At 61.5% G+C, this 23,290-nt stretch carries 19 protein-coding genes; 9 read left to right on the top strand and 10 right to left on the bottom strand.

What is annotated here, in order from left to right; translation table 11 throughout:
* Positions 1 to 7 precede the first annotated feature (7 nt).
* The 7 genes from IEW00_RS11015 to cyoA are packed head-to-tail and all read right to left on the bottom strand — an operon-like array spanning position 8 to position 6,828.
* On the bottom strand, positions 8 to 547 hold the full coding sequence (locus tag IEW00_RS11015; RefSeq protein ID WP_188514417.1) for a response regulator transcription factor: 540 nt from the start codon (positions 545 to 547) through the stop codon (positions 8 to 10).
* Positions 544 to 1,839: an ATP-binding protein gene (locus tag IEW00_RS11010; RefSeq protein ID WP_229736978.1), complete on the bottom strand. Its 1,296-nt coding sequence runs from the start codon at positions 1,837 to 1,839 to the stop codon at positions 544 to 546. Before IEW00_RS11010 ends, IEW00_RS11015 begins: the two co-directional genes overlap by 4 nt.
* Entirely contained in the window at positions 1,836 to 2,513 is a 678-nt protein-coding gene (locus IEW00_RS11005) for an SURF1 family protein (protein ID WP_188514415.1), read from the bottom strand. Before IEW00_RS11005 ends, IEW00_RS11010 begins: the two co-directional genes overlap by 4 nt.
* 38 nt (positions 2,514 to 2,551) lie before the next feature.
* Entirely contained in the window at positions 2,552 to 2,962 is a 411-nt protein-coding gene (gene cyoD, locus IEW00_RS11000) for a cytochrome o ubiquinol oxidase subunit IV (RefSeq protein ID WP_188514414.1), read from the bottom strand.
* Entirely contained in the window at positions 2,959 to 3,588 is a 630-nt protein-coding gene (cyoC, locus tag IEW00_RS10995; RefSeq protein WP_188514413.1) for a cytochrome o ubiquinol oxidase subunit III, read from the bottom strand. The genes cyoD and cyoC overlap by 4 nt, the downstream gene beginning before the upstream one ends.
* A 4-nt stretch (positions 3,589 to 3,592) precedes the next feature.
* Positions 3,593 to 5,614, bottom strand: coding sequence for a cytochrome o ubiquinol oxidase subunit I (gene cyoB / locus IEW00_RS10990; protein WP_188514412.1), 2,022 nt, complete (start codon positions 5,612 to 5,614; stop codon positions 3,593 to 3,595).
* A complete protein-coding gene (gene cyoA / locus IEW00_RS10985; protein WP_188514411.1) occupies positions 5,611 to 6,828 on the bottom strand; it encodes a ubiquinol oxidase subunit II in 1,218 nt (405 codons plus the stop codon). The genes cyoB and cyoA overlap by 4 nt, the downstream gene beginning before the upstream one ends.
* A 125-nt stretch (positions 6,829 to 6,953) precedes the next feature.
* On the opposite strand from cyoA, the gene IEW00_RS10980 reads away from it, so the two are divergent.
* From IEW00_RS10980 to IEW00_RS10965, 4 genes are all read left to right on the top strand, one after another.
* Positions 6,954 to 8,276, top strand: a complete 1,323-nt coding sequence (locus IEW00_RS10980; protein WP_188514410.1) for an MFS transporter — start codon at positions 6,954 to 6,956, stop codon at positions 8,274 to 8,276.
* A 15-nt stretch (positions 8,277 to 8,291) separates the two neighbouring features.
* Positions 8,292 to 8,492, top strand: a complete 201-nt coding sequence (locus tag IEW00_RS10975; RefSeq protein ID WP_188514409.1) for a hypothetical protein — start codon at positions 8,292 to 8,294, stop codon at positions 8,490 to 8,492.
* An 89-nt stretch (positions 8,493 to 8,581) separates the two neighbouring features.
* The gene (locus IEW00_RS10970; protein ID WP_188514408.1) at positions 8,582 to 9,349 is read left to right on the top strand and encodes a thioesterase family protein; all 768 of its coding nucleotides are present in this window, start codon (positions 8,582 to 8,584) and stop codon (positions 9,347 to 9,349) included.
* Between the two features lie 43 nt (positions 9,350 to 9,392).
* The gene (locus tag IEW00_RS10965; RefSeq protein ID WP_188514407.1) at positions 9,393 to 10,370 is read left to right on the top strand and encodes an NAD(P)H-dependent flavin oxidoreductase; all 978 of its coding nucleotides are present in this window, start codon (positions 9,393 to 9,395) and stop codon (positions 10,368 to 10,370) included.
* A 307-nt stretch (positions 10,371 to 10,677) separates the two neighbouring features.
* Here the strand turns inward: IEW00_RS10965 and ettA are convergent, their stop codons facing one another.
* On the bottom strand, positions 10,678 to 12,357 hold the full coding sequence (gene ettA, locus IEW00_RS10960) for an energy-dependent translational throttle protein EttA (protein WP_188514406.1): 1,680 nt from the start codon (positions 12,355 to 12,357) through the stop codon (positions 10,678 to 10,680).
* Positions 12,358 to 12,473: 116 nt separating this feature from the next.
* Here ettA and IEW00_RS10955 point away from each other — a divergent pair, with 116 nt between their 5' ends.
* The gene (locus IEW00_RS10955) at positions 12,474 to 13,856 is read left to right on the top strand and encodes a M20/M25/M40 family metallo-hydrolase (RefSeq protein WP_188514405.1); all 1,383 of its coding nucleotides are present in this window, start codon (positions 12,474 to 12,476) and stop codon (positions 13,854 to 13,856) included.
* 238 nt (positions 13,857 to 14,094) lie between these two features.
* Entirely contained in the window at positions 14,095 to 14,634 is a 540-nt protein-coding gene (locus IEW00_RS10950) for an RcnB family protein (protein WP_229736977.1), read from the top strand.
* Positions 14,635 to 14,726: 92 nt separating this feature from the next.
* On the opposite strand, the gene IEW00_RS10945 is transcribed toward IEW00_RS10950, so the two are convergent.
* Entirely contained in the window at positions 14,727 to 15,215 is a 489-nt protein-coding gene (locus IEW00_RS10945) for an SH3 domain-containing protein (protein ID WP_188514404.1), read from the bottom strand.
* A gap of 133 nt (positions 15,216 to 15,348) precedes the next feature.
* Between IEW00_RS10945 and IEW00_RS10940 the strand changes: the two genes are divergently transcribed.
* Together IEW00_RS10940 and IEW00_RS10935 are read left to right on the top strand one after the other, a co-directional pair.
* Entirely contained in the window at positions 15,349 to 16,377 is a 1,029-nt protein-coding gene (locus IEW00_RS10940; protein ID WP_188514403.1) for a 2-hydroxyacid dehydrogenase, read from the top strand.
* 169 nt (positions 16,378 to 16,546) lie between these two features.
* On the top strand, positions 16,547 to 17,866 hold the full coding sequence (locus IEW00_RS10935; protein WP_229736976.1) for an ammonium transporter: 1,320 nt from the start codon (positions 16,547 to 16,549) through the stop codon (positions 17,864 to 17,866).
* On the opposite strand, the gene lepA is transcribed toward IEW00_RS10935, so the two are convergent.
* Complete coding sequence (lepA, locus tag IEW00_RS10930; protein WP_188514401.1) at positions 17,867 to 19,672, bottom strand: translation elongation factor 4; 1,806 nt, start codon at positions 19,670 to 19,672, stop codon at positions 17,867 to 17,869. It lies immediately after the preceding gene.
* A 291-nt stretch (positions 19,673 to 19,963) separates the two neighbouring features.
* On the opposite strand from lepA, the gene IEW00_RS10925 reads away from it, so the two are divergent.
* Positions 19,964 to 23,284, top strand: a complete 3,321-nt coding sequence (locus IEW00_RS10925) for a TonB-dependent receptor domain-containing protein (protein ID WP_229736975.1) — start codon at positions 19,964 to 19,966, stop codon at positions 23,282 to 23,284.
* The last annotated feature ends 6 nt before the right edge of the window (positions 23,285 to 23,290 follow it).

Here is a 23,290-nt window from a genome sequence, read left to right as displayed (position 1 = left end):
GTTCGGCTTATTTGAGCTGGCGCTTCTCGAGCTTGCGGGCCAGCGTGCGCCGGTGCATTCCCAGCCGCCTCGCGGTTTCCGAGACGTTGAAGTCGGTATCGACCAATGTCTGGTGGATATGCTCCCACTCCACGGTCTTGATCGACGACTGGCGCGCATCGACCGAGGCGCCGGCATCGCCCTGCGTGCGGGCAAAGGCCGCCTCGATATCGTCGGTGTTCGATGGCTTGGCAAGATAGTGGTCGGCGCCCAGCTTGATCGCCTCGACCGCGGTGGCGATGCTGGCAAAGCCGGTCAGCACCACGATCCGTGCGTCCGGCGCTGCAGCGCGCACCGCCTGCACACACGCGAGCCCGGAAACGCTGCCCGATAGCTTGAGATCGAGCACGGCATGGGTCGGCACCAATCCGCCCGCCAGCAGCACCTGGAGTCCATCATGGCTCGCCGCCGATTCGACGGTGTAGCCGCGCCGCTCGAACGACCGGCGAAGCGTTCGGGCAAAGGTTTCATCGTCCTCGACGATCAGCAGTTGGCGATCATCGCTCATGCCTTTTCTCCTGCAGGATAGGCTATCGCAGCCAGCGGCAGCAGCATGGTCACCCTTGCCCCGCCACCTTCGCGGTTGCCTGCCCGCACCTCCCCACCCAGCTTGCGCAGGACGTTGACCAGCAGAAACAGGCCCAAACCACCACCGGGACGGCCCTTGGTCGAGCGGTAGGGCTTGCCAAGTCCTTCCAGGATCTCGTCCGGAAACCCCGGACCGTGATCGACAATGCTCAGTGCCAGAGTGTCCCCCTCGCGCGCCGCCTCCAGCCTTACCCAGTCTGGCGATACGTCGATCGCATTGTCGATAACGTTGCCGATCACCTGTCGCAGGGCGGGATCCGACACGATCGCGATATCCGCACCGAACCGGTCGTGAAATTCGAGCACGCCAAGGCCCCGCGCCTCGCGCCACTCGTCGGCGATGCCGGTGAGGAACGCGCGCATCGTGGTCCGCTCGGGCGCTTCGCCGCGCGCTTCGCCTGCGGACATTAAAATGCCACTCACGATCGTCTTGCAGCGATGCACCGCGGTTTCCATGTCGGAAAGGTCGGCGTCGAGGTCCTTCATCGCCTTCAGTTCGGGCATCGCGCGGAAATCGTTGACGAGCACAGAGAGCGTCGCGAGCGGGGTGCCAAGTTCGTGCGCAGCGCCCGAAGCGAGCAGCCCCATGCGCACGATATGGTCCTCTTCCGCCGCGCGCTGGCGGATCGAGGCGAGCGCCGAATCGCGTTCGCGCAGGTTTCGCGCGATGCGGGTAACAAAGGCGACCAACAGCACCGCGATCAGCGCGAAGCACACGAAGCTGCCCTGCAGGTACAGGCTGAACTCGTCGTCCTGCAGACCCGGCGGTAACGCAAGCGGGACCGAATCGGCCGCCAGGATCGCAAGCGCGCACAAGGTCGCAGCAACCATCGTCCACGACGCCGACGGGCGCAGCAACATCGCGCCGATCACCACCTGTAGCAAAAACAGCGCGGCGAACGGATTGGCGAGACCCCCGGTGAAATGCAGCTGCCAAGTGAGCGCGGCGATATCGAACAGCAAGGCGGCAAACAGCGCATATTCCAGCCCCGTGTCATGACCCTTGAGCATGTACAGCGTACCCAGATTGATCAGCACTAAAAGCAGCAGCGCCGCCAGCAACGGCGCCAATGGCAGAGGGATCTCCATCATCCCGTGCACCACCAGGATGGTCAGCAACTGGCCGCCGACGGCGAGCCACCTCAGCTGGATGAGCAGCGCCATGTTGCGGCGGACAGCATCGGTAACTTCTGGAGCGGAAGCAGGAATCATCCCCGACGCCATACCATGTTTGCGCCCCACACGCAGCCAATCGCCAGCGCAAACCAGGTCAGCGCGTAGACCAGGTGATTGTCCGAGAACCGCACCACGGTCAGCCCGCCGACAGGGTATCCGCCTGGGTTGGGGGTTGCGTCGGCATCGATGAAATAGGGCGCGACCTGATCCAACCCGCGTGCCTCCGCGATCGCTTCGACATCGCGCGAATACCATCTGTCGGCCTGGGGGTCGTTGCTGCGCAGGAATCCGCCTTCGGGCTCGGTGATCCGCAGCAATCCGGTTACCGTGACGGGGCCATTGCCATTGCCCGCAGGGCGGCTGGCCATGGACCGCTTTGCCGATGGCACGAAGCCGCGGTTGACCAGCACCGTGAACCCTTGCGCTTTTAGCGGAGTCAGCACCCAGTAACCGCCGCCCAGATCGGTCACCGCCTGAACCAATGCCTCGCGATCATGCACAAAGGTGCCGGTGACGGTGACACGGCGATAGGCATCGCGCTCTGCAGACAAGCCGGTCCAGTTTCCCGGCCCGGGCGCGGCGACGGGGGACGCGGTACTGCGGGTCTCGACCGCAACGATCAGCGCGTGCTTCCAAGCCAGCCGTTCCACCTGCCAGATGCCCAGACCGGCTCCTGCGAATGCCAGCACCAGCAGCATCGATGCCAGCATGGCCCGAGTAACGGGCCGTGCCGCTGGCCGCTGGGAAGTCACGGGATCTGGCTCTCCAGATGCGCCTGGGGCATCATGTTGGCATTGAGGTTGCTCATCACCCAAACCGACCCCGACAGCATGATGACAACCACGATCAGCGTGAAAATCAGCGAGGTGAGTGTCCAGCCACCCTCAGCCTTGGGGCTCATGTGAAGGAAATAAACCATGTGGACGATGATCTGCACCACCGCGAAGCCCATGATCACTACCGCTGTTACCTGCGCGGGGAGCGCGCCGGTCATGACCAACGCAAACGGGATGGCGGTGAGGATGACCGAAAGGACGAAGCCGGTGACATAATCGCGCATGCTGGCGTGCGGGATCTCGATGCCGTGGTGATGATCATCGGCATGGTTGGACGTATCAGCGTGCAGGGCCGGATCCTCGGCGGTGGTGGAGGCGCTCATGTCAGCATTCCCATCAGATAGACAAAGGTGAACACGCCGATCCAGATAACATCCAGAAAATGCCAGAAGAGGCTGAGGCAGGCAACACGGCGCTGGTTGGCGGGGTTAAGGCCATGACGACCGAGCTGGACGATCAGCGTCACCAGCCAGATCAACCCGAAGGTAACGTGCAGCCCGTGCGTGCCGACGAGCGTGAAGAAGGCCGAAAGGAACGCGCTGCGCTGCGGTGTCGCGCCGATATGGATCAGGTGCGCGAACTCATAGATCTCGATCGCAAGGAACGCCGCGCCGAACAGCCCGGTGACCGCGAGCCACATCTGCGTATGCCGCACGTTCTTGCCCTGCATCGCGATCATCGCAAAGCCATAGGTGATCGACGAGAACAGCAACATCGCGGTGTTGAGCGCGATCAGGTTGAGGTCGAACAAATCGCGCGGGCCCGGTCCTGCGGCGAAGTTGCCGCCGAGCACCGCGTAGCAGGCAAACAGAATCGCAAAGATAAGGCAGTCGCTCATCAGGTAGATCCAGAAGCCCAGCATGGTGCTGTGCCCCTCAGGGTGCGGATGCTCGTCGATCTCGTAATAGACCGGCGCGTCGCTGCCTGCCGCTATGGTCCTGCTGGCCATCGTCTTATGCCCCCGCGCTTGCGAGCTGGCGTATCCGCGCTGCTTCGGTCGAAGCGACCTCTGCTGCCGGAATGTAGTAGTCGCGCTTGTAGTTGAAGGTGTGCGCGATAGCGGTGACGATCAGCGCGGCAAAGCTTGCGCCCGCCAGCCACCAGATGTGCCACACCAAGGCGAAACCGCACACCGTGCTGATCGCTGCCAGGATCACGCCGGTGCCCGTGTTGGACGGCATATGGATGTCCTTGTACCCGTCTGCAGGATGCTCGACGCCCGCACCCTTCATGTCGTACCAGGCATCGAGTGCATGGATGCGCGGGGTAAAGGCGAAGTTGTACGCAGGCGGCGGCGAGCTGGTCGCCCATTCGAGCGTCCGGCCATCCCACGGGTCGCCCGTCGTTTCGGCGAGCGCCTCGCGCTTCCAGATGCTGACCGCGAACTGGATGAGCATCGCGGCGATCCCTGCGGCGATCATGAACGCACCCACGGCGGCGATCGCAAACCAGATCTGCAAGGACGGATCATCGAAGACCCGCATCCGGCGCGTCACACCCATCAGGCCCAGGACGTAGAGCGGCGCGAACGCGACCCAGAAGCCGGGGACCCAGCACCAGAAGCTGACCTTGCCCCAGAACTGGTTGAGCTTGAAGCCGAACGCCTTGGGCCACCAGTAGTTGATCGCCGCAAAGATGCCGAACAGCACGCCGCCGATGATCACGTTGTGGAAGTGCGCGATCAGGAACAGCGAGTTGTGCAGCACGAAGTCGGCAGGCGGCACCGCGAGCAGCACCCCGGTCATACCGCCGATGGTGAAGGTGAGCATGAATGCCACCGTCCACATCATCGGCAGTTCAAAACGGATGCGGCCACGGTACATCGTGAACAGCCAGTTGAAGAGCTTGGCGCCAGTGGGAATCGAGATCACCATCGTGGTGATGCCGAAGAAGCTGTTTACGCTCGCGCCCGAGCCCATCGTGAAGAAGTGGTGCAGCCACACGACATAGCTCAGGATGGTGATCACGACCGTCGCATAGACCATCGAGGTGTAGCCGAAGAGCTTCTTGCCCGAGAAGGTCGAGGTGACCTCGCTGAACACGCCGAATAGCGGCAGGATGAGGATGTACACCTCGGGGTGGCCCCAGATCCAGATGAGGTTGACGTACATCATCGACGACCCACCAAAATCGTTGGTGAAGAAGTTGGTGCCGACATAGCGGTCAAGAGTTAGCAGGCTGAGCACCGCGGTGAGGACCGGGAAGGATGCGACGATCAGGATGTTGGCGCACAAAGAGGTCCAGGTGAAGATCGGCATCTTCATCAGGCCCATGCCCGGCGCGCGCATCTTGAGGATTGTGACGATCAGGTTGATGCCGGATAATGTCGTACCAACGCCCGCGATCTGCAGCGCCCAGATATAGTAGTCGACCCCGACGCTGGGACTGTACGAAATTCCCGACAAGGGCGGATAGGCAAGCCATCCGGTCGCGGCGAACTCGCCGACGAACAGCGATGCCATCGTCAGCATTGCGCCTGCTGCGGTCATCCAGAAGCTGAAATTGTTGAGGAAAGGGAAAGACACGTCGCGCGCGCCAATCTGCAGCGGGACGACATAGTTCATCAGCCCTGTGATGAAAGGCATCGCGACGAAGAAGATCATGATCACGCCGTGCGCGGTGAAGATCTGATCATAATGGTGCGAATCGAGGTATCCCTCAGACCCGCCAAACGCCATCACCTGCTGCAGCCGCATCATGATCGCATCGGCAAAGCCACGCAGGAACATGACCAGTCCCAGGATCATGTACATGATCCCGATCTTCTTGTGGTCAACGGTGGTGAACCACTCCTTCCAGAGATAGCCCCACAATTTGTAGCGGGTCACCAGCGCGAACAGTCCTGCGCCGCCGATGATCACGACAACCATCGTCGCAAGTACGATGGGGTCATGCGGAAGCGCATTCCAGGAAAGCTTGCCCAGCAAAAACGTAGGCTCTGCAGCGGAAGTCGAGACGACGGCGTCGGTGGTCATGATGCGGGTTCCGTAAGGCTGACCGGGGTAAGCGCCGGTCGCGCGGAGGAAGGCTTGTCGGTCTGGCTCTTGGCGGCCAACGGGCCGCTGCGCGGGCGTGAAAGGCCTGCGCCGGTCAGTTGGGCAAGATCGACGGGTTGGTCTTCGACCCGGGCCAGGCTGGTTCCGAGCAGCTCGGGATTGGAACAGTTTTCGGCGATGTAGCGGTCGCTCGCGGTCGCTCCGGTGCCGCGCGCGGCGAACTTGTCGTAAGAAAGCTCGCGGACGTTGTAGAGACCCGCCCGGCCCATGCCGCCGCGCTGGTCAATCGCCATCATGTCATGCATGCACATCTTGCCAGGTTCGACGCACATGTTGACCACGCGGTCGAACAGTCCGGTCTCGACGGTCGCATAACGGCGCACCGGCTCCTTTTCGCTCGGGCGCTCGAGCTTGAGATACGTGGCGCGATCCAGCGTGGTGCCGCGATTCTTGGCCTGCGCTGCCCAGCGCTCAAAGCCCGTCGGTGTCATCGAGCGCACACCAAAGCGCATGTTGGAGAAGCCCGCGCCCGAATAATTGGCAGAGAAACCTTCATAGTTGCCGGTTTCGTTGAACACCGCGTGCAGCTTGGTTTCCATGCCGGGCATTGCATAGATCTGCCCCGCCATCGCGGGCACGTAAAAGCTGTTCATCACCGACGAAGACGAAATGCGGAACTTGAGCGGGCGGCCTTCGGGGACGGCGAGTTCGTTAACCGTGGCAATGCCCTGCTCAGGATAGATGAACAGCCACTTCCAGTGCAGCGCGACGACCTGAACCTCGAGCGGCTCGACGTCGGCCCCCACCGGCTGGCCCGGTGCGGTGCGTGCGAGCGGACGGTAGGGGTCGAGCAGATGCGTCCCCACCCACGTCACCGCGCCCAGGCAGATGATGATCAGCAGCGGCACCGCCCAGATCAGCAGTTCGAGCTGGGTCGAATGGTCCCAGTCGGGCTTGTAGGTCGCCTGTGTGTTAGCCGCGCGGTATTTCCAGGCAAACCAGCAGGTCAGCGCCATGACCGGTACGATGATGATCAGCATCAGCAAAGTTGAGATAACCACCAGGTCACCCTGTTGCCGAGCGACGTCTCCGGCGGGATCGAGCACGATCATTCCGCAACCGCTGAGCAACGGAAGAAGGCAGATGGCGGCCATGATCGGCCGCGCGCGCATGAACAAATGAGGGCTCTTCATGCCGCTTCATCTAGATGGGCAACCGCCCTGCGCACATAGGACATTTTGTCCAATGCAATGATCTGGATCAAAGTTGCATAGAACCATCATCGATAAATGTGCGCACTCACCAAGGAAAACGCGATATGGCGACGACACCCGTCCCGACGACAGAGGCTGAGCGCGATGCGCGTGCCATCAACGCCGAAGGACATCCGGTTGGCCCGGGCGAGATCGCGATCGGCGTCGTCATCGGCCGCACATCGGAGTTCTTCGACTTCTTCGTCTATGCCATCGCTTCGGTGCTGGTGTTTCCCAAGCTGGTCTTCCCGTATCTTGACCCGCTGCAGGGGACGTTGTGGTCATTCGCGATCTTCGCACTGGCGTTTGTCGCCCGGCCCGTCGGCACCGCGATCTTCACCGCAGTTGACCGTGCGTATGGTCGCGGAGCCAAGCTGACCATCGCGCTGTTCCTGCTGGGCGGATCAACCGCAGCGATCGCGTTTCTACCTGGCCACGCCGCGATCGGCATCGGTTCGGCGCTGCTGCTGGCGCTGTTCCGCATGGGCCAGGGCGTCGCGTTGGGTGGATCATGGGACGGGTTGGCCTCGCTGCTCGCGCTCAATGCGCCCAAGGGCAAGCGCGGCTGGTATGCGATGATCCCGCAATTGGGCGCACCATTCGGCCTGATTGTCGCCAGCTTGTTGTTCGCGTTCCTGATCTCGGCGCTGCCCGCGCAGGATTTCCTCGCATGGGGCTGGCGCTATCCGTTCTTCGTAGCCTTCGCGATCAACGTCGTCGCGCTGTTTGCCCGTCTGCGCATCGTCGTGACACCCGAATATACCGAGCTGTTCAAGAACCAGACGCTGCAGCCGGAACCGGTTTTGAGCACGATCCGCAGCGAATGGCGAATCATCGTTCTGGGGGCGTTTGCCCCCCTCGCCAGCTTCGCAATGTTCCACATGGTGACGGTCTATCCGCTGAGCTACGTCTTCCTGTTCACCGAAGAATCCCCGGCACGGTTCCTGCTGATCGAGGCGGCGGCGGCGGCGCTGGGTGTGTTCGCGATCCTGGCATCGGGCCGGCTCGCAGACAGCTACGGTCGGCGCACGGTGCTCGCCGGTACGGCGGTTGCCATTGCAGCGTTCAGCGGATTTGCGCCGCAGTTGCTCGATGCGGGCGGCGCTGGCGAAGTCGCGTTCATGTTCGGCGGGTTCATCCTGCTCGGGCTGGCGTTTGGCCAGTCCTCGGGCGCTTTGTCGTCGTTCTTCCCGCTCAAGCACCGTTACACCGGCTCGGCACTGACCGCCGATCTGGCCTGGTTGATCGGCGCCGGCTTTGCGCCGATGGTGGCGTTGTGGCTTTCGGCCAATTACGGTCTGTTGGCCGCAGGCGGCTATCTGCTGTCGGGCGCGCTAGCGACGCTGATTGCCTTGTGGTTCAATCGCGAGCTTGGCCAGCAGCAATAAGGGGCGACCTAAGACATGTTCCTGCGCTTCGACCCCGATTGGCCGCCGATCGATCCGCCCCGGCGCGAACCCACGCCCAAGCCGCGCCCGGTGCAGCTCGACGCGCAGCAGCAAAAGCGCCTGATGCAGGCGATTGGCCTCAATGTGCTGTTGCTGTTCGTCGCGCCGATCGGCGGTGCTACGGTCATCGGCGGGCTGATCGCCTGGCTGGGCTAGACCGGGGCTTTCTGACCATACGCCCCGCGCATGGCTGAATTTTGCGGTGGATTTGAGCGGCGTTCTCTGGTCTTAATCGCGCGATGAATTTGGCTGAAACCCTCGCTTCGCTTGTTCCTGCCGACAATGGCTGGACCGTTACCATTCCTTCCGACTGGATGCAGGGCCGAACCGCCTATGGCGGGCTTTCGTCTGCGCTCGCGCACCATTGCGCCCGGCTGGCGGTGCCTGATGCGCCGCCGCTGCGCTCTGCCCAGGTGGCGTTCGTCGGACCGCTGGCAAATGAGGTCACAATCAGCTGCGACCTTCAGCGCCGGGGGCGCAACACCGCGTTTGTCGAGACCAAGATCCGCAATGCCGATGGGCTGGGCTTCATCGGTACCTTCATCTTCATGAGCAAACGCGAGAGCAAGATCGATTTCGAGGGCGTGCACCGGCCCGATGTCGCCCCTCCCCCCGCCGAGGGTTCGACCCGCAGCGGACCGCCCGAGTTCTTCACCTCGCAGATGGAATATCCCGAAAAGCGGCTCGAGCTCGGAATGAACACGCCCAGGCTTGCCAGCTGGCACCGCTTTGCCGAGCGCGACGGGCTCGATGCGATGACCGAACTGCTGTGCATCGGCGACGGACTGCCGCCATCAGCGATGGGTCTGATGGATGCCGCTGGCCCCATCAGCAGCATGAACTGGCAGGTCAACATGCTCACTGACGCGCCCGAAACCGAAAACGGCTGGTGGCTGCTCGAATCGGTGACGCATCACGCGCACCATGGTGCCTCGAGCCAGTACATGACCGTTTGGAACAGCCGGCTCGAGCCGGTGATGGCCGCAATGCAGAGCGTGGCCTTGTTCGTCTGAACCCGCACCGATACCGCAAACAGAACAATCAGGAGAGAGCCTCATGAAGACCCGGATCACAGAGCTTTTCGGCATCCAGCACCCGATCATCCAGGGCGGCATGCACTATGTCGGATTTGCCGAGCTCGCCGCCGCCGTCTCGAACGCGGGCGGGCTCGGCATCATCACCGGGCTCACCCAGAAGACGCCCGAAGACCTCGATGCCGAGATCAAGAAGTGCAAGGCGCTGACCGACAAGCCGTTCGGCGTGAACCTGACCTTCCTGCCGGTGCTGACCGCGCCCGATTACCCGGGATACGTCCGCGTGATCATTGAGAACGGCGTTAAGGCGGTTGAGACCGCCGGCAACAACCCGCAATCGGTGCTGCCCTATCTCAAAGAGGCGGGGATCAAGGTCATCCACAAATGCACCAGCGTGCGCCATGCGCTTAAGGCGCAGTCGATCGGCTGCGATGCGGTGTCGGTCGATGGCTTCGAATGCGGCGGGCATCCGGGCGAGGACGACGTGCCCAACATGATCCTGCTGCCCCGCGCTGCCGATGAACTCGATATCCCGTTCGTCGCTAGCGGAGGCCAGGCCGATGCGCGCTCGCTGGTCGCATCGCTCGCGATGGGCGCCGACGGCATCAACATGGGCACCCGCTTCATCGCCACGAAGGAAGCGCCGGTGCACGAGAACGTCAAGCAGGCGATCGTCGCGGCCTCTGAACTCGACACCCGGCTGGTGATGCGCTCGCTGCGCAACACCGAACGCGTGATGACCAACGAGGCGGTCGAGAAGCTGCTGGTGATCGAGAAGGAAAAGGGCGCGGACCTGCAGTTCACCGACATCATCGAGCAGGTCGCAGGCGTCTATCCGCGTATTATGATGGAAGGCGACATGGACGCCGGCGCCTGGAGCTGCGGCATGGTCGCCGGGCTGATCCACGACGTGCCGACCTGCAAGGAACTGATCGACCGGATCATGAGCGAAGCGGAGACGATCATTCGCGGACGGCTCGAAGGCATGCTGGCGGCGTAAACCAGCCTCTCCCCTCCCGCAACCGACGCCCCGTTTCCCTGCGCAGGCAGGGATCCATCTCCTGCCCTTGCATCTGGCACAATCGTAAGGAGATCGGCCCCTGCCTTCGCAGGGGACCGAGTGAGATCGCGAACCCTAAAGCCCTCTCCCTTGATGGGGGAGGGTTGGGTGGGGGTGCCCCCTCCGGATTGTCAGCCGGTGCCCAGACGCACCATCACCCCCACCGCTGCGACTAAGGCAGCAAGCTGCCAAGTCTCGCTGCCTCCCCCATCAAGGGGGAGGCGCAGATTGCGGGAAGGGAGAGACTTTAACGCGTCAGCTTCTTGTAGCTCATCCGCGTCGGACGATCAGCTTCGTCGCCGAGGCGGCGGCGCTTGTCTTCTTCGTAGCTTTCGAAGTTGCCTTCGAACCATTCGACATGGCTGTTGCCTTCGAACGCCAGGATGTGCGTGCAGAGGCGATCGAGGAAGAAGCGGTCATGGCTGATGACCACCGCGCAGCCGGCAAAGCTTTCGAGCGCCTCTTCGAGCGCGCGCAGGGTTTCGACGTCGAGATCGTTGGTCGGTTCATCGAGCAGCAGCACGTTGCCGCCCTCTTTGAGCATCTTGGCCATGTGAACGCGGTTGCGTTCACCGCCCGAGAGCTGGCCGACCTTTTTCTGCTGGTCTTGCCCCTTGAAGTTGAACGCGCCGACATAGGCGCGCGTCGGCACGTCGTGCTTGCCGAGCTTGAAGAAATCGAGCCCGTCTGAGATTTCTTCCCACACATTGTGGTTGGGGTCGAGATCGTCGCGGCTCTGGTCGACATAGCCGAGCTTGACCGTATCGCCGATGGCGATCGTGCCACTGTCGGGCTGTTCCTTGCCGGTGATCAGCTTGAACAAAGTCGATTTACCCGCGCCGTTGGCCCCGATCACACCGACTATGCCGCCGGGAGGCAGCATGAACGAGAGATCCTCGAACAGCAGTTTGTCGCCATAGGCCTTGGTCAGGCCGTGCGCCTCGATCACCTTGCCGCCGAGGCGCGCAGGCGTCTGGATGACGATCTGCGCCTTGCCTGGGCTCCGGTTTTCCTGTGCCTCGACCAATTCGTCGAACGCGCGGATACGCGCCTTTGACTTGGTCTGCCGCGCCTTGGGGGTCTGCCGGATCCACGCCAATTCGTCCTGGATCGCCTTCTGGCGGCCCTCGTCCTCACGCGATTCCTGCTGGAGCCGCTGCGCCTTCTTGTCGAGATAGGTCGAGTAATTGCCTTCGTAGACGAAGTATTTTCCGCGATCGAGCTCGAGGATCCAGTTCACGACGTTGTCGAGGAAGTAGCGATCATGGGTGACGAGAATGACGTTACCCGGATAATCGACCAAATGCCGCTCCAGCCACGAGACGCTTTCGGCATCCAAGTGGTTGGTCGGTTCATCGAGCAGCAGGATGCCGGGCTTTTCCAGCAGCAGGCGGCACAAGGCGACGCGGCGCTTTTCACCACCCGACAGGTTGGCGACATCGGCATCGCCCGGCGGGCAGCGCAGGGCCTCCATCGCGATCTCGAGCTGGTTGTCGAGCGTCCACCCATCGACCGCGTCGATCTTTTCCTGCAGCGTGCCCATCTCTTCCATCAGCGCGTCGAAATCCGCGTCCTCGGGCGGGTCGGCCATCAGGTTGCTGATCTCGTCGAAGCGCTCGACCAGATCAGCGACGGGGCGCACGCCGTCCATCACGTTCTGCTTGACCGTCTTGGTCGGGTCGAGCTCGGGCTCCTGCGCCAGATAGCCCACGGTGATGCCTTCGCCCGGCCACGCTTCGCCGGTGTATTCCTTGTCGAGGCCGGCCATTACCTTCATCAGCGTCGACTTGCCCGAACCGTTGGGGCCAACGATGCCGATCTTGGCGTCCGAATAGAATTGCAGGTGGATGCCATTGAGCACCGGCTTGTTGGCACCGGGAAAGGTCTTGGTCAGACCCTTCATGACATAGGAATATTGTGCGGCCATGCTGAGAAACGCCTTTTAGTGAAAATGGCAGGATTTGCCACGCGCCTTAGCGGTGGCACGACGTGCGGGCAAGACGCCATTGGCAAAGCGTGTCTGGCTGGCTAAGCGTTTTACCCATGAACATGCGTATCCTGGCGGCTCTGGCCGCGCTCACCCTGCCCATCCCTCTGCTCGCCCAACACGATCCCGCCGCGCTCCAGCAAATGGCGCTAGCGGACGATACCGCGTACGGAATCGTCGAGGACCTGACCACCGAGATCGGCCCAAGGCTGGCTGGCACCGATCGCGAGGCTGCAGCGCGCGAATGGGCGGTGGAAAGGCTCAAGGCGATGGGCTTTTCCAATGTCCGGGTCGAACCGTTCGACATGAAGACCTGGGTCCGCGGGATCGAGACCGCCGAGGTCACCGCGCCTTACACCGGCGCGATGCACATCAGCGCACTGGGCAACTCGGCAAGCACCGGCCCGCGCGGGCTCGAGGCGGAGATCGTCTATTTCGCCACGATGGCCGATCTTGATGCTGCGCCCGATGGCAGCCTCAAGGGCAAGATCGCCTTCGTCAGCCACAAGATGACCCGCACCCAGACCGGGGCGAGCTATGGCCAGTTCGGCGACGTGCGCCGCCGCGGGCCCAACATCGCCGCCAGCAAGGGCGCAGCCGCAATCGTCATCCGCTCGGTCGGCACCGACTATCACCGCAACCCGCACACCGGCGGTACCAATTTCGCAGAAGGCGTCAGTCCGATCCCCGCCGCTGCACTGTCGATCCCCGATGCGGAAAATCTCGAACGCATGATCCGCCGCGCCGCACGCGACAACAGGCCGGTTAAGATGAAGCTGGTGCTCACCCCGCGCCAGATCGGCACCACGCAATCGGGCAATGTCATCGCCGAGGTCCCCGGCAGCGATCCTGCTGCCGGTATGATCCTGATCGGTGGCCATCTCGACAGCTGGGACCTGGGTACCGGCGCGATCGACGACGGCGCGGGTGTCGCGATCAGCGCAGCTGCTGCCAAGCTGGTGATGGACGCAGGCATCCCCAAGCGCACGATACGCGTGGTCTGGTGGGGCGCAGAAGAAGTCGGCATATTCGGCGGCAAGGCTTATGCCGAGAAGCACGGCGCGGCAGGCCATGCGCTGGCGATGGAGTCGGATTTCGGCGCTGGACGGATTTGGCAAGTCGATTTCCGCCTGCCCGACAGCGCCGCAGCGATGCAGACAAAAATCGTTGAAGCGCTGGCCTCGATGGGCATCGGGCGCGGCCGGGGTGTTGCCAGCGGCGGCCCTGACCATGGCCCGATCGTTGCCTTGGGGGTCAACGCGATCGATCTGCAGCAGGACGGCACCGATTATTTTGATCTGCACCACACCCCCGACGACACGCTCGACAAGATCGACCCGCAGATGCTGCGTCAGAATGTCGCAGCCTGGGCGACGGTGCTGGGAATCGTGGCGAACGATCCTGCGGACTTGCTGCCCAAGGCGAAGGTGGCGGAGTAAGATCTTCTCGTCATTCCCGCCAAAGCCGGAATCCCGCTAATGCGCGATCCGCGCGCCAAAGCGGGACCCCCGCGTGCGCGGGGGTGACGAATAATGGATCTAAGATCTCACTCATTACACCTTGCGACAACATTTCTTGAAAATGAGCGGCGTATTCGCAACCCGTTCATATAGAACGGCGTAAACCTGAACATGTCCAGAGCGGTTCCCCACTCCGGCCATGACAGGAGTTACGACCATGAAGATGTTTTCCAAGGCCCTGATCGGCACATTGATGCTGGCGACGACGCTGCCTGTCGCCGCCGTCCCTGCCTTCGCCCAGTCGCGCGGCGAGGTTAACCGCTCTGAGCGTGAACTAACCCGCGAACAGCGCCAGTTGCAGCGCGAACGCCAGCAGCTTCAGGATGCGCGCCGCTTTGGCAATGCCCGCGATGTGCGTGACCAACGTCGCGATGTCCAGGACCAGCGCCGCGACGTCCGCGATGCGCGCCAGGACTACCGTGAGGATCTGCGCGATTACCGCCAGTATCGCGGCACCAACCGGCAGGCATTCCGAGGCCAGGCTTTTCGCGCGGACTTCCGCTATCAGCAGTTCCGTCCCGGCGTCCGGGTCGCACCGAACGTTTACGGTCAGCGCTATGTGGTGAACAATTTCCGCAATTATCGCCTGCCCAATCCCGGTGCGCGACAGGTCTGGGTGCGGCACTATAACGATATGCTGCTGGTGAATCAGCGCAACGGGACCATCGTTCGCGTTATCCCCAATTTCTACTGGTAAGTCCTTTCGCCAGTAGGATGACGGTCCGCCCATTGCTCGCCCGAGCGGTGGGCGGGTCTGATGGCGTCAGGGCTGCAGAACTCTGCTCTGGATCAAGGCTCGCCCGCACCCCAGATCTGGTCCTGCCGGATCCACCCGTTGCGCTCCTCGACATCGAACTCGCACCAGCCGCTTTCACAGTCCCCCAACAATCCGACGACCCCGCGTTCGACCCGCCACATCAGCTTGGCGCTGTCGCGTGGCGCTGAGCGGATCGCGCCAACGGTGCTTTTGGTGATTGCGGTGCGTTTGCGGCTGAGCATGTTGGAGTGCATCCACCCGGTCCAGCCATCGGGATCCTCGATCTGCCGCCATTCCCCATAGCGCTTGACGACCTTGACCGGCAGGTTCTTGCGCCGGAACACCCATTCGATCTGGTAGGTTGCCATCGGCCCTGCCCGGGCGAAGGCTTCATCGCGCTGGATCGACGCCCAATAGGGCGTTTTGACCTCGGCCTGCGCCTGGGCTGGCTGGACCAACGACAGCGGTGCCACGGCCAGACAGCCGCCCAGCACGAGTCTTTTGAGCCATGATCCCTGCATATCCGTGTCCCCAGCCCAGACGCCGACCGGATGCTCGGTCGGCGTGGCGCGTCTGCAATCGCTTACCGGAAAAAACGCCCCGCAAGCAAGTGCTGCAGCTTGACCTTTGGCAGGGTTGCGGCATAGCAAAACCATGCCCGCAAACGCCTCTTCCGAGCCTGCCGCCGCGCAGCACGAACCCGGCGCCCGCCCCCGCGTCATCGTCACCCGCAAACTTGCCCCGTCGGTTGAAGAACGGATGGCTGAACTGTTCGATGTCGTTCTGAACGAAGACGACCACCCCTTCACCCGCGATGAACTCGCCGCTGCCATGGCCGATTGCGATGCGCTTGTCCCCACGGTGACCGATACGCTAGACGCTGACCTGATCGCGAACGCCGGGGACCGGCTCAAGCTGCTCGCGAACTTTGGTGCAGGCGTCGATCATATCGATCTCAAGGCGGCACGCGCACGCCGCATCATCATCACCAATACGCCAGGTGTATTCACCGACGACACCGCCGACATGACGATGGCCTTAATCCTCTCGGTCCCACGTCGATTGGCTGAAGGTGAAAAGCTGGTCCGCTCGGGCGAATGGGAAGGCTGGAGCCCATCGGGCATGCTCGGCCACCGGATCGGCGGCAAGCAGTTGGGCATCGTTGGCATGGGCAGGATCGGCCAGGCCGTGGCGCACCGTGCACGCGGCTTTGGCATGGATGTGCGCTATCACAATCGCCGGCGCTTGCCAGAGAGCCTCGAACAGATGCTGGGCGCAAGCTTCGAGCCCGATCTCGATGCGCTGGTGAGCGGATCGGACATCATCACCCTGCATTGCCCGCGCAGCCCCGAAACCCGCGGGATCATTGACGCGCGCCGCATCGGCCTGATGAAGCCGTCAGCCTATCTGATCAACACCGCACGCGGCGAAATCGTCGATGAAGCCGCATTGATCGAGGCGCTCGAATCGGGCGGAATCGCTGGTGCCGGGCTTGATGTCTACACCCATGAGCCGCAGGTCGATCCGCGCCTGCTGGCGCTCAAGAACGTCGTGCTTTTGCCGCATGTCGGCAGCGCCACGTTCGAGGGCCGCAAGGTCGCGGGCGAGAAGGTCATCGCCAACATCCGATTCTGGTTCGACGGCCACCGTCCTCCCGATCAGGTGCTCGAAGGCTGGATGTAAGCTTCCGATCGGCGGCCGATAAGCGCTAGTTCGTGGTTCGCGCCTCGGTTGCGTTAATCGATTGTTTGCCAAACTGTTGCAGAGCTAGAGCCAGCTTGAAACCGGGTTGCCCGGTGGCATAAATCGGAAAGTCCCAAGCATGATGGCAAGGCTGGCACGCACCGGAGCTGTGGTCGCTGCACTCCTGGAAACCCCTGCATGGGCAATGCCAGGCGGGTTGGACATTGCCGCTGTCGACCCTGCCAATGCGGGCGACACCGCATTCGTTCTCATCGCTGCGGCCTTGGTGATGCTGTTTGCGTTGCCCGGCGTGCTGCTGATGCAGGCAGGCCGCGGCACTGCGCGCGCGTCGCAACCGGTCTTTCTGCAGGGCGCGGCCATCGCGGCTTTGGTATCGCTGCTGTGGGTGGTGGTTGGCTATACGCTAGCGTTCGGAGATTCTGGCGGCGGGGTGATTGGCGGCGGCAACGCCTGGATGCTGATCGCCCTGGGCAATGTCCGCTTTGGCACTGCCATCCCCGAAAGTGCCTTTGTCCTGTTCCAGATCACAGGCGCAATGCTGGCAGCGATACTGGTTGCAGGTGCGTGGGCGGGCCGTGCGCGCTTTGGCTGGGCGCTTACGTTTGGCGGGCTGTGGAGCCTGATCGTCTATGCGCCGGTGGCCCATTGGGTATGGGGCGGCGGATGGCTGAGCAATCTTGGCGTGCTCGATTTTGCAGGCGGAATCGCGCTGCACTTCTGCGTGGGGATTTCGGCTCTGGTGGCTGCGGTGATCATCGGACGGCGAACCGGCTGGACGGGCGCGGACATCGTCCCGCACAACCCGCAACTGCTGCTTGCGGGCGCATCGATGCTGTTCGTGGGCAATTTTGCGCTCGCAGGTGGCTGGACGCTCGCTGCAACCGATGATGCGAGCAGTGCGATCATCAACGCGCATGTCGGCGCCTGCGTCAGCGGACTGGTCTGGCTGCTGATCGAGAAACTGCGCACCCGGCAGGTCACAGCGCTGGGTTTCGTCTGCGGGCTCACTGCGGGGATCGCCGCCATCGCGCCCGCCGCTGGGCTGGTCTCTCCGGGCGGTGCGATCCTGATTGGGCTGCTCGCTGCCCCTGCGTGCTATTTCACGCTACAGTTCGTCACCCGGACACTGATGATCGATGACAGCAACCATGTGTTCTCACTGCACGGCATCGGCGGGCTGACAGGCGCATTGCTGGTTGCGGTGTTCATGAGTGCGAGCTTCGGCGGCGTCGGCTATCCCGAGGGCGGCGGCTTTGGCGGACAGTTGCTGGCGCAGCTGATCGGGCTGGGCGCGGTGGCGATGTGGTCGATCCTCGGCACGCTGATCATCGGCTATGGCATCGCCACTGCCATCCCGATGCGGGTGTCGAAGGCCGAGGAGATCGGCGATGTGATCGCCGTCCCCCCCGCTATCGATGTGCCCGTAGGCGCGGTGGCGGTACCACCACAGCCCGAACGTCCGGCCTGATCATTCCTCGCCCATCCTGAGTGCAGCGATGAAGGCTTCCTGCGGGATGCTGACCGAGCCGTACTCGCGCATCCGCTTCTTGCCTTCCTTCTGCTTGTCGAGCAGCTTCTTCTTGCGGCTGATGTCGCCGCCATAGCATTTGGCGGTGACGTCCTTGCGCATCGCGGCAATCGTTTCGCGCGCGATCACCTTGCCGCCGATCGCTGCCTGGATCGGGATCTTGAACAGGTGGCGCGGAATCAGGTCCTTCAGGCGCTCGCACATGCCGCGACCGCGCGATTCGGCGGTGCCGCGGTGGACAATCATGCTCAAGGCATCGACCGGCTCGGCATTGACCATGATCGACATCTTGACGAGATCGCCCTCGCGATAGCCGATCTGGTAATAATCGAACGACGCATAGCCGCGTGAGATGGACTTCAAGCGATCGTAGAAATCGAACACCACCTCGTTGAGCGGCAGTTCGTAGGTCACCTGCGCGCGGCCGCCGACATAGGTCAGGTTCTTCTGGATGCCGCGCCGGTCCTGGCACAGCTTGAGGATGCTGCCGAGATACTCGTCGGGGCAATAAATCACCGCCTCGATCCACGGTTCCTGGATTTCGTCGATCTTGGTCGGGTCGGGCATGTCTGCCGGGTTGTGCAGCTCCAGCTCGCCGTTACCGTGAGTCAGCTGGATCTTGTAGACCACCGATGGCGCGGTGGTGATCAGGTCGAGGTCGTACTCGCGCGTCAACCGCTCCTGGATGATCTCGAGGTGCAGCAGGCCAAGGAACCCGCAGCGGAAGCCAAAGCCCAAAGCCGCACTGGATTCCATCTCGAAGCTGAACGATGCGTCGTTGAGTCGCAGCTTGGAAATGCTGTCACGAAGCTTGTCGAAATCGTTGGCATCGACCGGGAAAAGCCCGCAAAACACCACCGGCTGCACTTCCTTGAAGCCCGGCAGCGGCGCGGCGGCAGGGTTCTTGACCGTGGTGATGGTGTCACCCACCCGGGTCTGGCTGATGTCCTTGATCTGCGCGGTGATGAAGCCGATTTCGCCTGCCGCCAGCTCGGGCAGCGTCTCGATCTTGGGCCGCATGCAGCCGACCCGATCGACCAGATGCTCGGTTCCGCCGGCCATGAATTTGATGTTCTGGCCCTTCTTGATCACGCCGTTGACGACTCGCACCAGAATGACCACCCCAAGATACGGGTCGTACCAGCTGTCGACCAGCATCGCCTCGAGCGGCGCGTCGCGATCGCCCTTGGGCGGCGGGATCTTGAGTACGATCTGCTCGAGAATGTCGGCGATGCCGATGCCCGATTTGGCACTCGCAAGCACCGCTTCGGACGCATCGATGCCGATGATGTCCTCGATTTCCTTGCGGACCTTTTCAGGCTCGGCGGCGGGCAGATCGATCTTGTTGATCACCGGCACAATCTCGTGGTCGTGCTCGATCGACTGATAGACGTTGGCCAGCGTCTGCGCCTCGACGCCTTGCGCGGCATCGACGACCAGCAGCGCGCCTTCGCACGCGGCGAGCGACCGCGAGACTTCATAGGCGAAGTCGACATGCCCCGGCGTGTCCATCAGGTTCAGCTCATACAACTGCCCGTCCTTGGCAGTGTAGTTCAGCCGCACGGTCTGCGCCTTGATGGTGATCCCGCGCTCTTTCTCGATGTCCATGTTGTCCAGCACCTGCGCGGACATTTCGCGCTCGGTCAGCCCGCCCGTCTGCTGGATCAGCCGGTCAGCCAGGGTCGATTTACCGTGGTCGATATGCGCGATGATGGAGAAATTTCGGATGTGCTTGAGTTCGGTCATGTCGCGCGATTAGCAGGGGTGCGCGCCAGTGTCAGCAGAGAATACGCAGGCAGAAATCCTGTTGCAGGTTTGTCACATCGGGCCAGAAAGATGAACACTCGATGAAGCGTTTGTTGCATCTTTATGGCTAGCGCGAATAGCCTTGACCCATCATCAGGCAAATTGTGCGCCAAAAAGGACGCACAGGCCTGGCAGGGGAACCAGGCCGGACGCTTTGAGCGACCGGCAGTAAGTGCAGGCACCGATATTGTTCGGTGCGTTTAATCACATGCATTCTGGTTAGGGGTAGTTATGTCCAAGATAAACACAAAGGCGCAGCTCGTCTCGCTGCCTGCAATGGCGACCGCGCTGGCCATCAGCGGCATCATCAGTTCAGCAGCTTATGCGCAGGACGCTCAGGAACAGGTCGATACGACCGCCGAGCAGGCCGATGGTACCATCATCGTTACCGGCAGCCGGCTGCAACGCGATGCCAATGCCACGGCTCCACAACCTATCAGCACAGTAACAGCGCAAGATTTAAGGCTTTCAGGCAATACCGATTCCACAGCGACGCTGCGTCAAATTCCTGCGCTCATCTCTTCGGGCACCGTTGCTGACTCGATTGAACGGGGCGCGGGTGGGATCGGCCAAGCCACACTCAATCTGCGCCAACTTGGATCGAACCGGACGCTCGTAGTCGTCGATGGGTGGCGGCATGTGTCGGGCGTTGCGGGCTCACAAACGGTAGACGTCGCCACCATTCCCAATGCGTTGATTGAACGGGTAGAAGTGCTTACCGGCGGCGCCTCTGCAGTTTACGGCGCAGATGCCGTGACCGGCGTGGTAAACTACGTATTGAAGAGGGACTTTGAGGGCCTGCAGCTTGATGCGCAAGCCAGCCTGGCAACCGAAGGCGCAGGCGGCAGCTATCGCATTGAAGGCACATACGGCAAAAACTTCTCCGAAGGTCGAGGCAATATCACCTTTTCAGCAGGCTACACCAAGGACCTTGAGGTGCTGCTCGGCCAGCGGAGCTTCACCCGTAACAATGGTCGCGGGAACAACAGCACGACGTACGAAAATCCTCTCCGCCGATTTCAACAGGGTGACATAAATCCTGCCACCATGCCAAATTTCGCGTCTCGCTTTACAACTGCGGCTGGACGGTTCCCTTATGGTTTTGCCATTCCAACCGCTGCCGGTTTTTCGACAGCATTCCCGGGGCTCACTCCAACACCAGCCGAACAAGCACTGATTGACCGTGCAGCCGGTGCACCGTTGTTTGCCATTGGAAGAGACCCCAAATTTGCCATTTCGTCAGGCCAGGGCCTCGTGTTCCGGCGCGACTTCGGGTTTTTTAATGCAGACATTAACGGCAATGGCATAAATGACTGCGAAGAAAGCTATATCGGCTTCACCGGTTTTGGTGGTGGCGGTTGCTACGTCACTACGCCGGAAGGCGGCGTCCGTATTTTTCGTGATGGCATCATTTCGACTGCTGAAAACCAATTCGGTGGTGATGGCGCGGTCGAACGCACCAACGAAACGTCGCTCATTCCTGAATCAGAACGTATTTATGCGAACCTTCGTGCAAGCTTTGAATTTTCACCTGAAGCACGGGTTTGGGTCGATGCAAAGTACACTCGCAACAACACGCTGAGCCGGAATAACTATAATACCTTCTATGACAGCTTGCTGATCTTTGCAGATAACCCTTTCATTCCGGCGGCGATCCAGGCCGATGCAGATGAAGCGGGGGGACTGCGAGTTAGCCGCGACATGCTAGACCTTGGTGCCAATATCACGCGTGCCAGACGCGAAACATACCGCATTGTCGGTGGCCTGGAGGGCGAACTGACGCCCCACCTGCGCTACGAGTTTGTCGGCAACTATGGCCGCACGGACAACGTCAGCATTCAGGAAAATGGCGTGCTTTACGACCGGCTCTTTGCAGCAATTGACGTTGTGCGAGATCCTGCGACCGGGCAGCAAAGGTGCCGTTCGGACACGTCGAATGTGCCGCACCCCGGTTCACAGTTTTTTCCTGTCATCTATCGCGGCTTTTTCACTTTCCGGCCCGGTGACGGTCAGTGCCGTCCCGCTAACATTCTTGCGGGGACGAGTTCCATATCAGCTGATGCGGTAGACTTCATCACGACACCGCTAACAACATCGGCACGGCTTGAGCAAACCGTTTTCACCGCCATTCTCAATGGCGATACAGGTGCCTTCTTTAATCTGCCGGGCGGCCCGGTACAGTTCTCGATTGGCGCCGAATATCGCAAGGAGCGTTCTCAGAGCTTCTTCGATCCATTGCGCCTCGGCTTGCTACCGGAAGGGTCGCCTGCTGGGCCGGCAGGTACATTCATCGGCGACATACCGGCAATTGGTGTACCAGCCGGAACCAGGCCAAACCAGTCCCTCGTTTTTGATGCAGCGACCCGGTTGAGCAATGTCGATGGCAGCTTCAACGTCAAGGAGTTGTTTGGTGAAATCGATATTCCGCTGCTGAGGGAACTTCCTTTTGCGCATGAACTTTCAGTAGGCGCTGCCGGGCGCTACGCCGACTACAGCACAGTGGGTGGTACGTTCACATGGAACGTAAATGGTCGCTATGCTCCAGTGCGGGATCTAGCCTTCCGTGGTACCTATTCGCGTGCCATCCGCGCACCAAACATCTCTGAGTTGTTTAATCCAGCCCAAGGCGTGACCTTCCGCCCATCCGATCCTTGCAACCAAGCCACTATTGATGGTTTGGTTGCCGGTAATGCAGCCAACGCCCAGAATCGCTTGAATAACTGCCGCGCAGCCGGCATTCCTGTTGGCTTTCGCGATCCACTGACCGCACGCTTTTCCGGAACCCGTGAAGGCAACCCAAACCTGACAGAAGAAACCGCCACCACCTGGACGGTTGGGGGCGTTTTCACGCCAAGCTTTATCCCTGGATTGACCGTTTCAGCCGACTATTACTCGATCAAGATCACCGACGCGATCAATGTTGTTTCGGCCCAAGATATCGTCAACACCTGCTACGATCTTGATACCTTCCCTAACGTCTTCTGTAGCTTCTTTGATCGCAACACGGTCCCCACATCGCCCACCTTCCGTGGCTTCACGTTCCTTCGTCAACAGGACCGAAATCTCGGAAGGATCGAAACGTCAGGGGTTGATTTTCAAGCTGATCTGCGGTTCACCTTAGGATCAAATAACTTTGCGTTGCGCGTTGCAGGCAACTGGACGGAACGGCTGAACCGCTTCTTTGATCCGTTGAACCCCGATTTAGTCAATCCAGGTCTCAGAGAACTTGGCGTACCTGAGTGGGCGGGCTTTGGATCGCTCACATGGAACCTCGAGAACGTCTCAATAACCTACGGATTGCAGTACATCGGCAGCACGGCAGTCGCCAGCGACGTTCAGATCGAACGGCTTGACATCGAATTCGGCCCGGCCGGACTTGCCCCGGATTACTGGCTGCACAACATGGCAGCGACCGTCGATGTAGCGGAAAACTTCTCGGTGACCGCTGGCATCAACAACATTTCAAATAAGGAGCCGTATCTATCGAGTTCGGCTTATCCTGTCAGCGGAATCGGCCGCACCATCTTCGTAAGCGCCGGGGCCAGGTTCTAACCCTTA

It is taken from the genome of Blastomonas aquatica, from assembly GCF_014639875.1.
Lineage (GTDB): Bacteria > Pseudomonadota > Alphaproteobacteria > Sphingomonadales > Sphingomonadaceae > Blastomonas > Blastomonas aquatica.
Note: the sequence above shows the minus strand (reverse complement) of the source record. Positions and strands in the feature narration are given on the sequence as shown.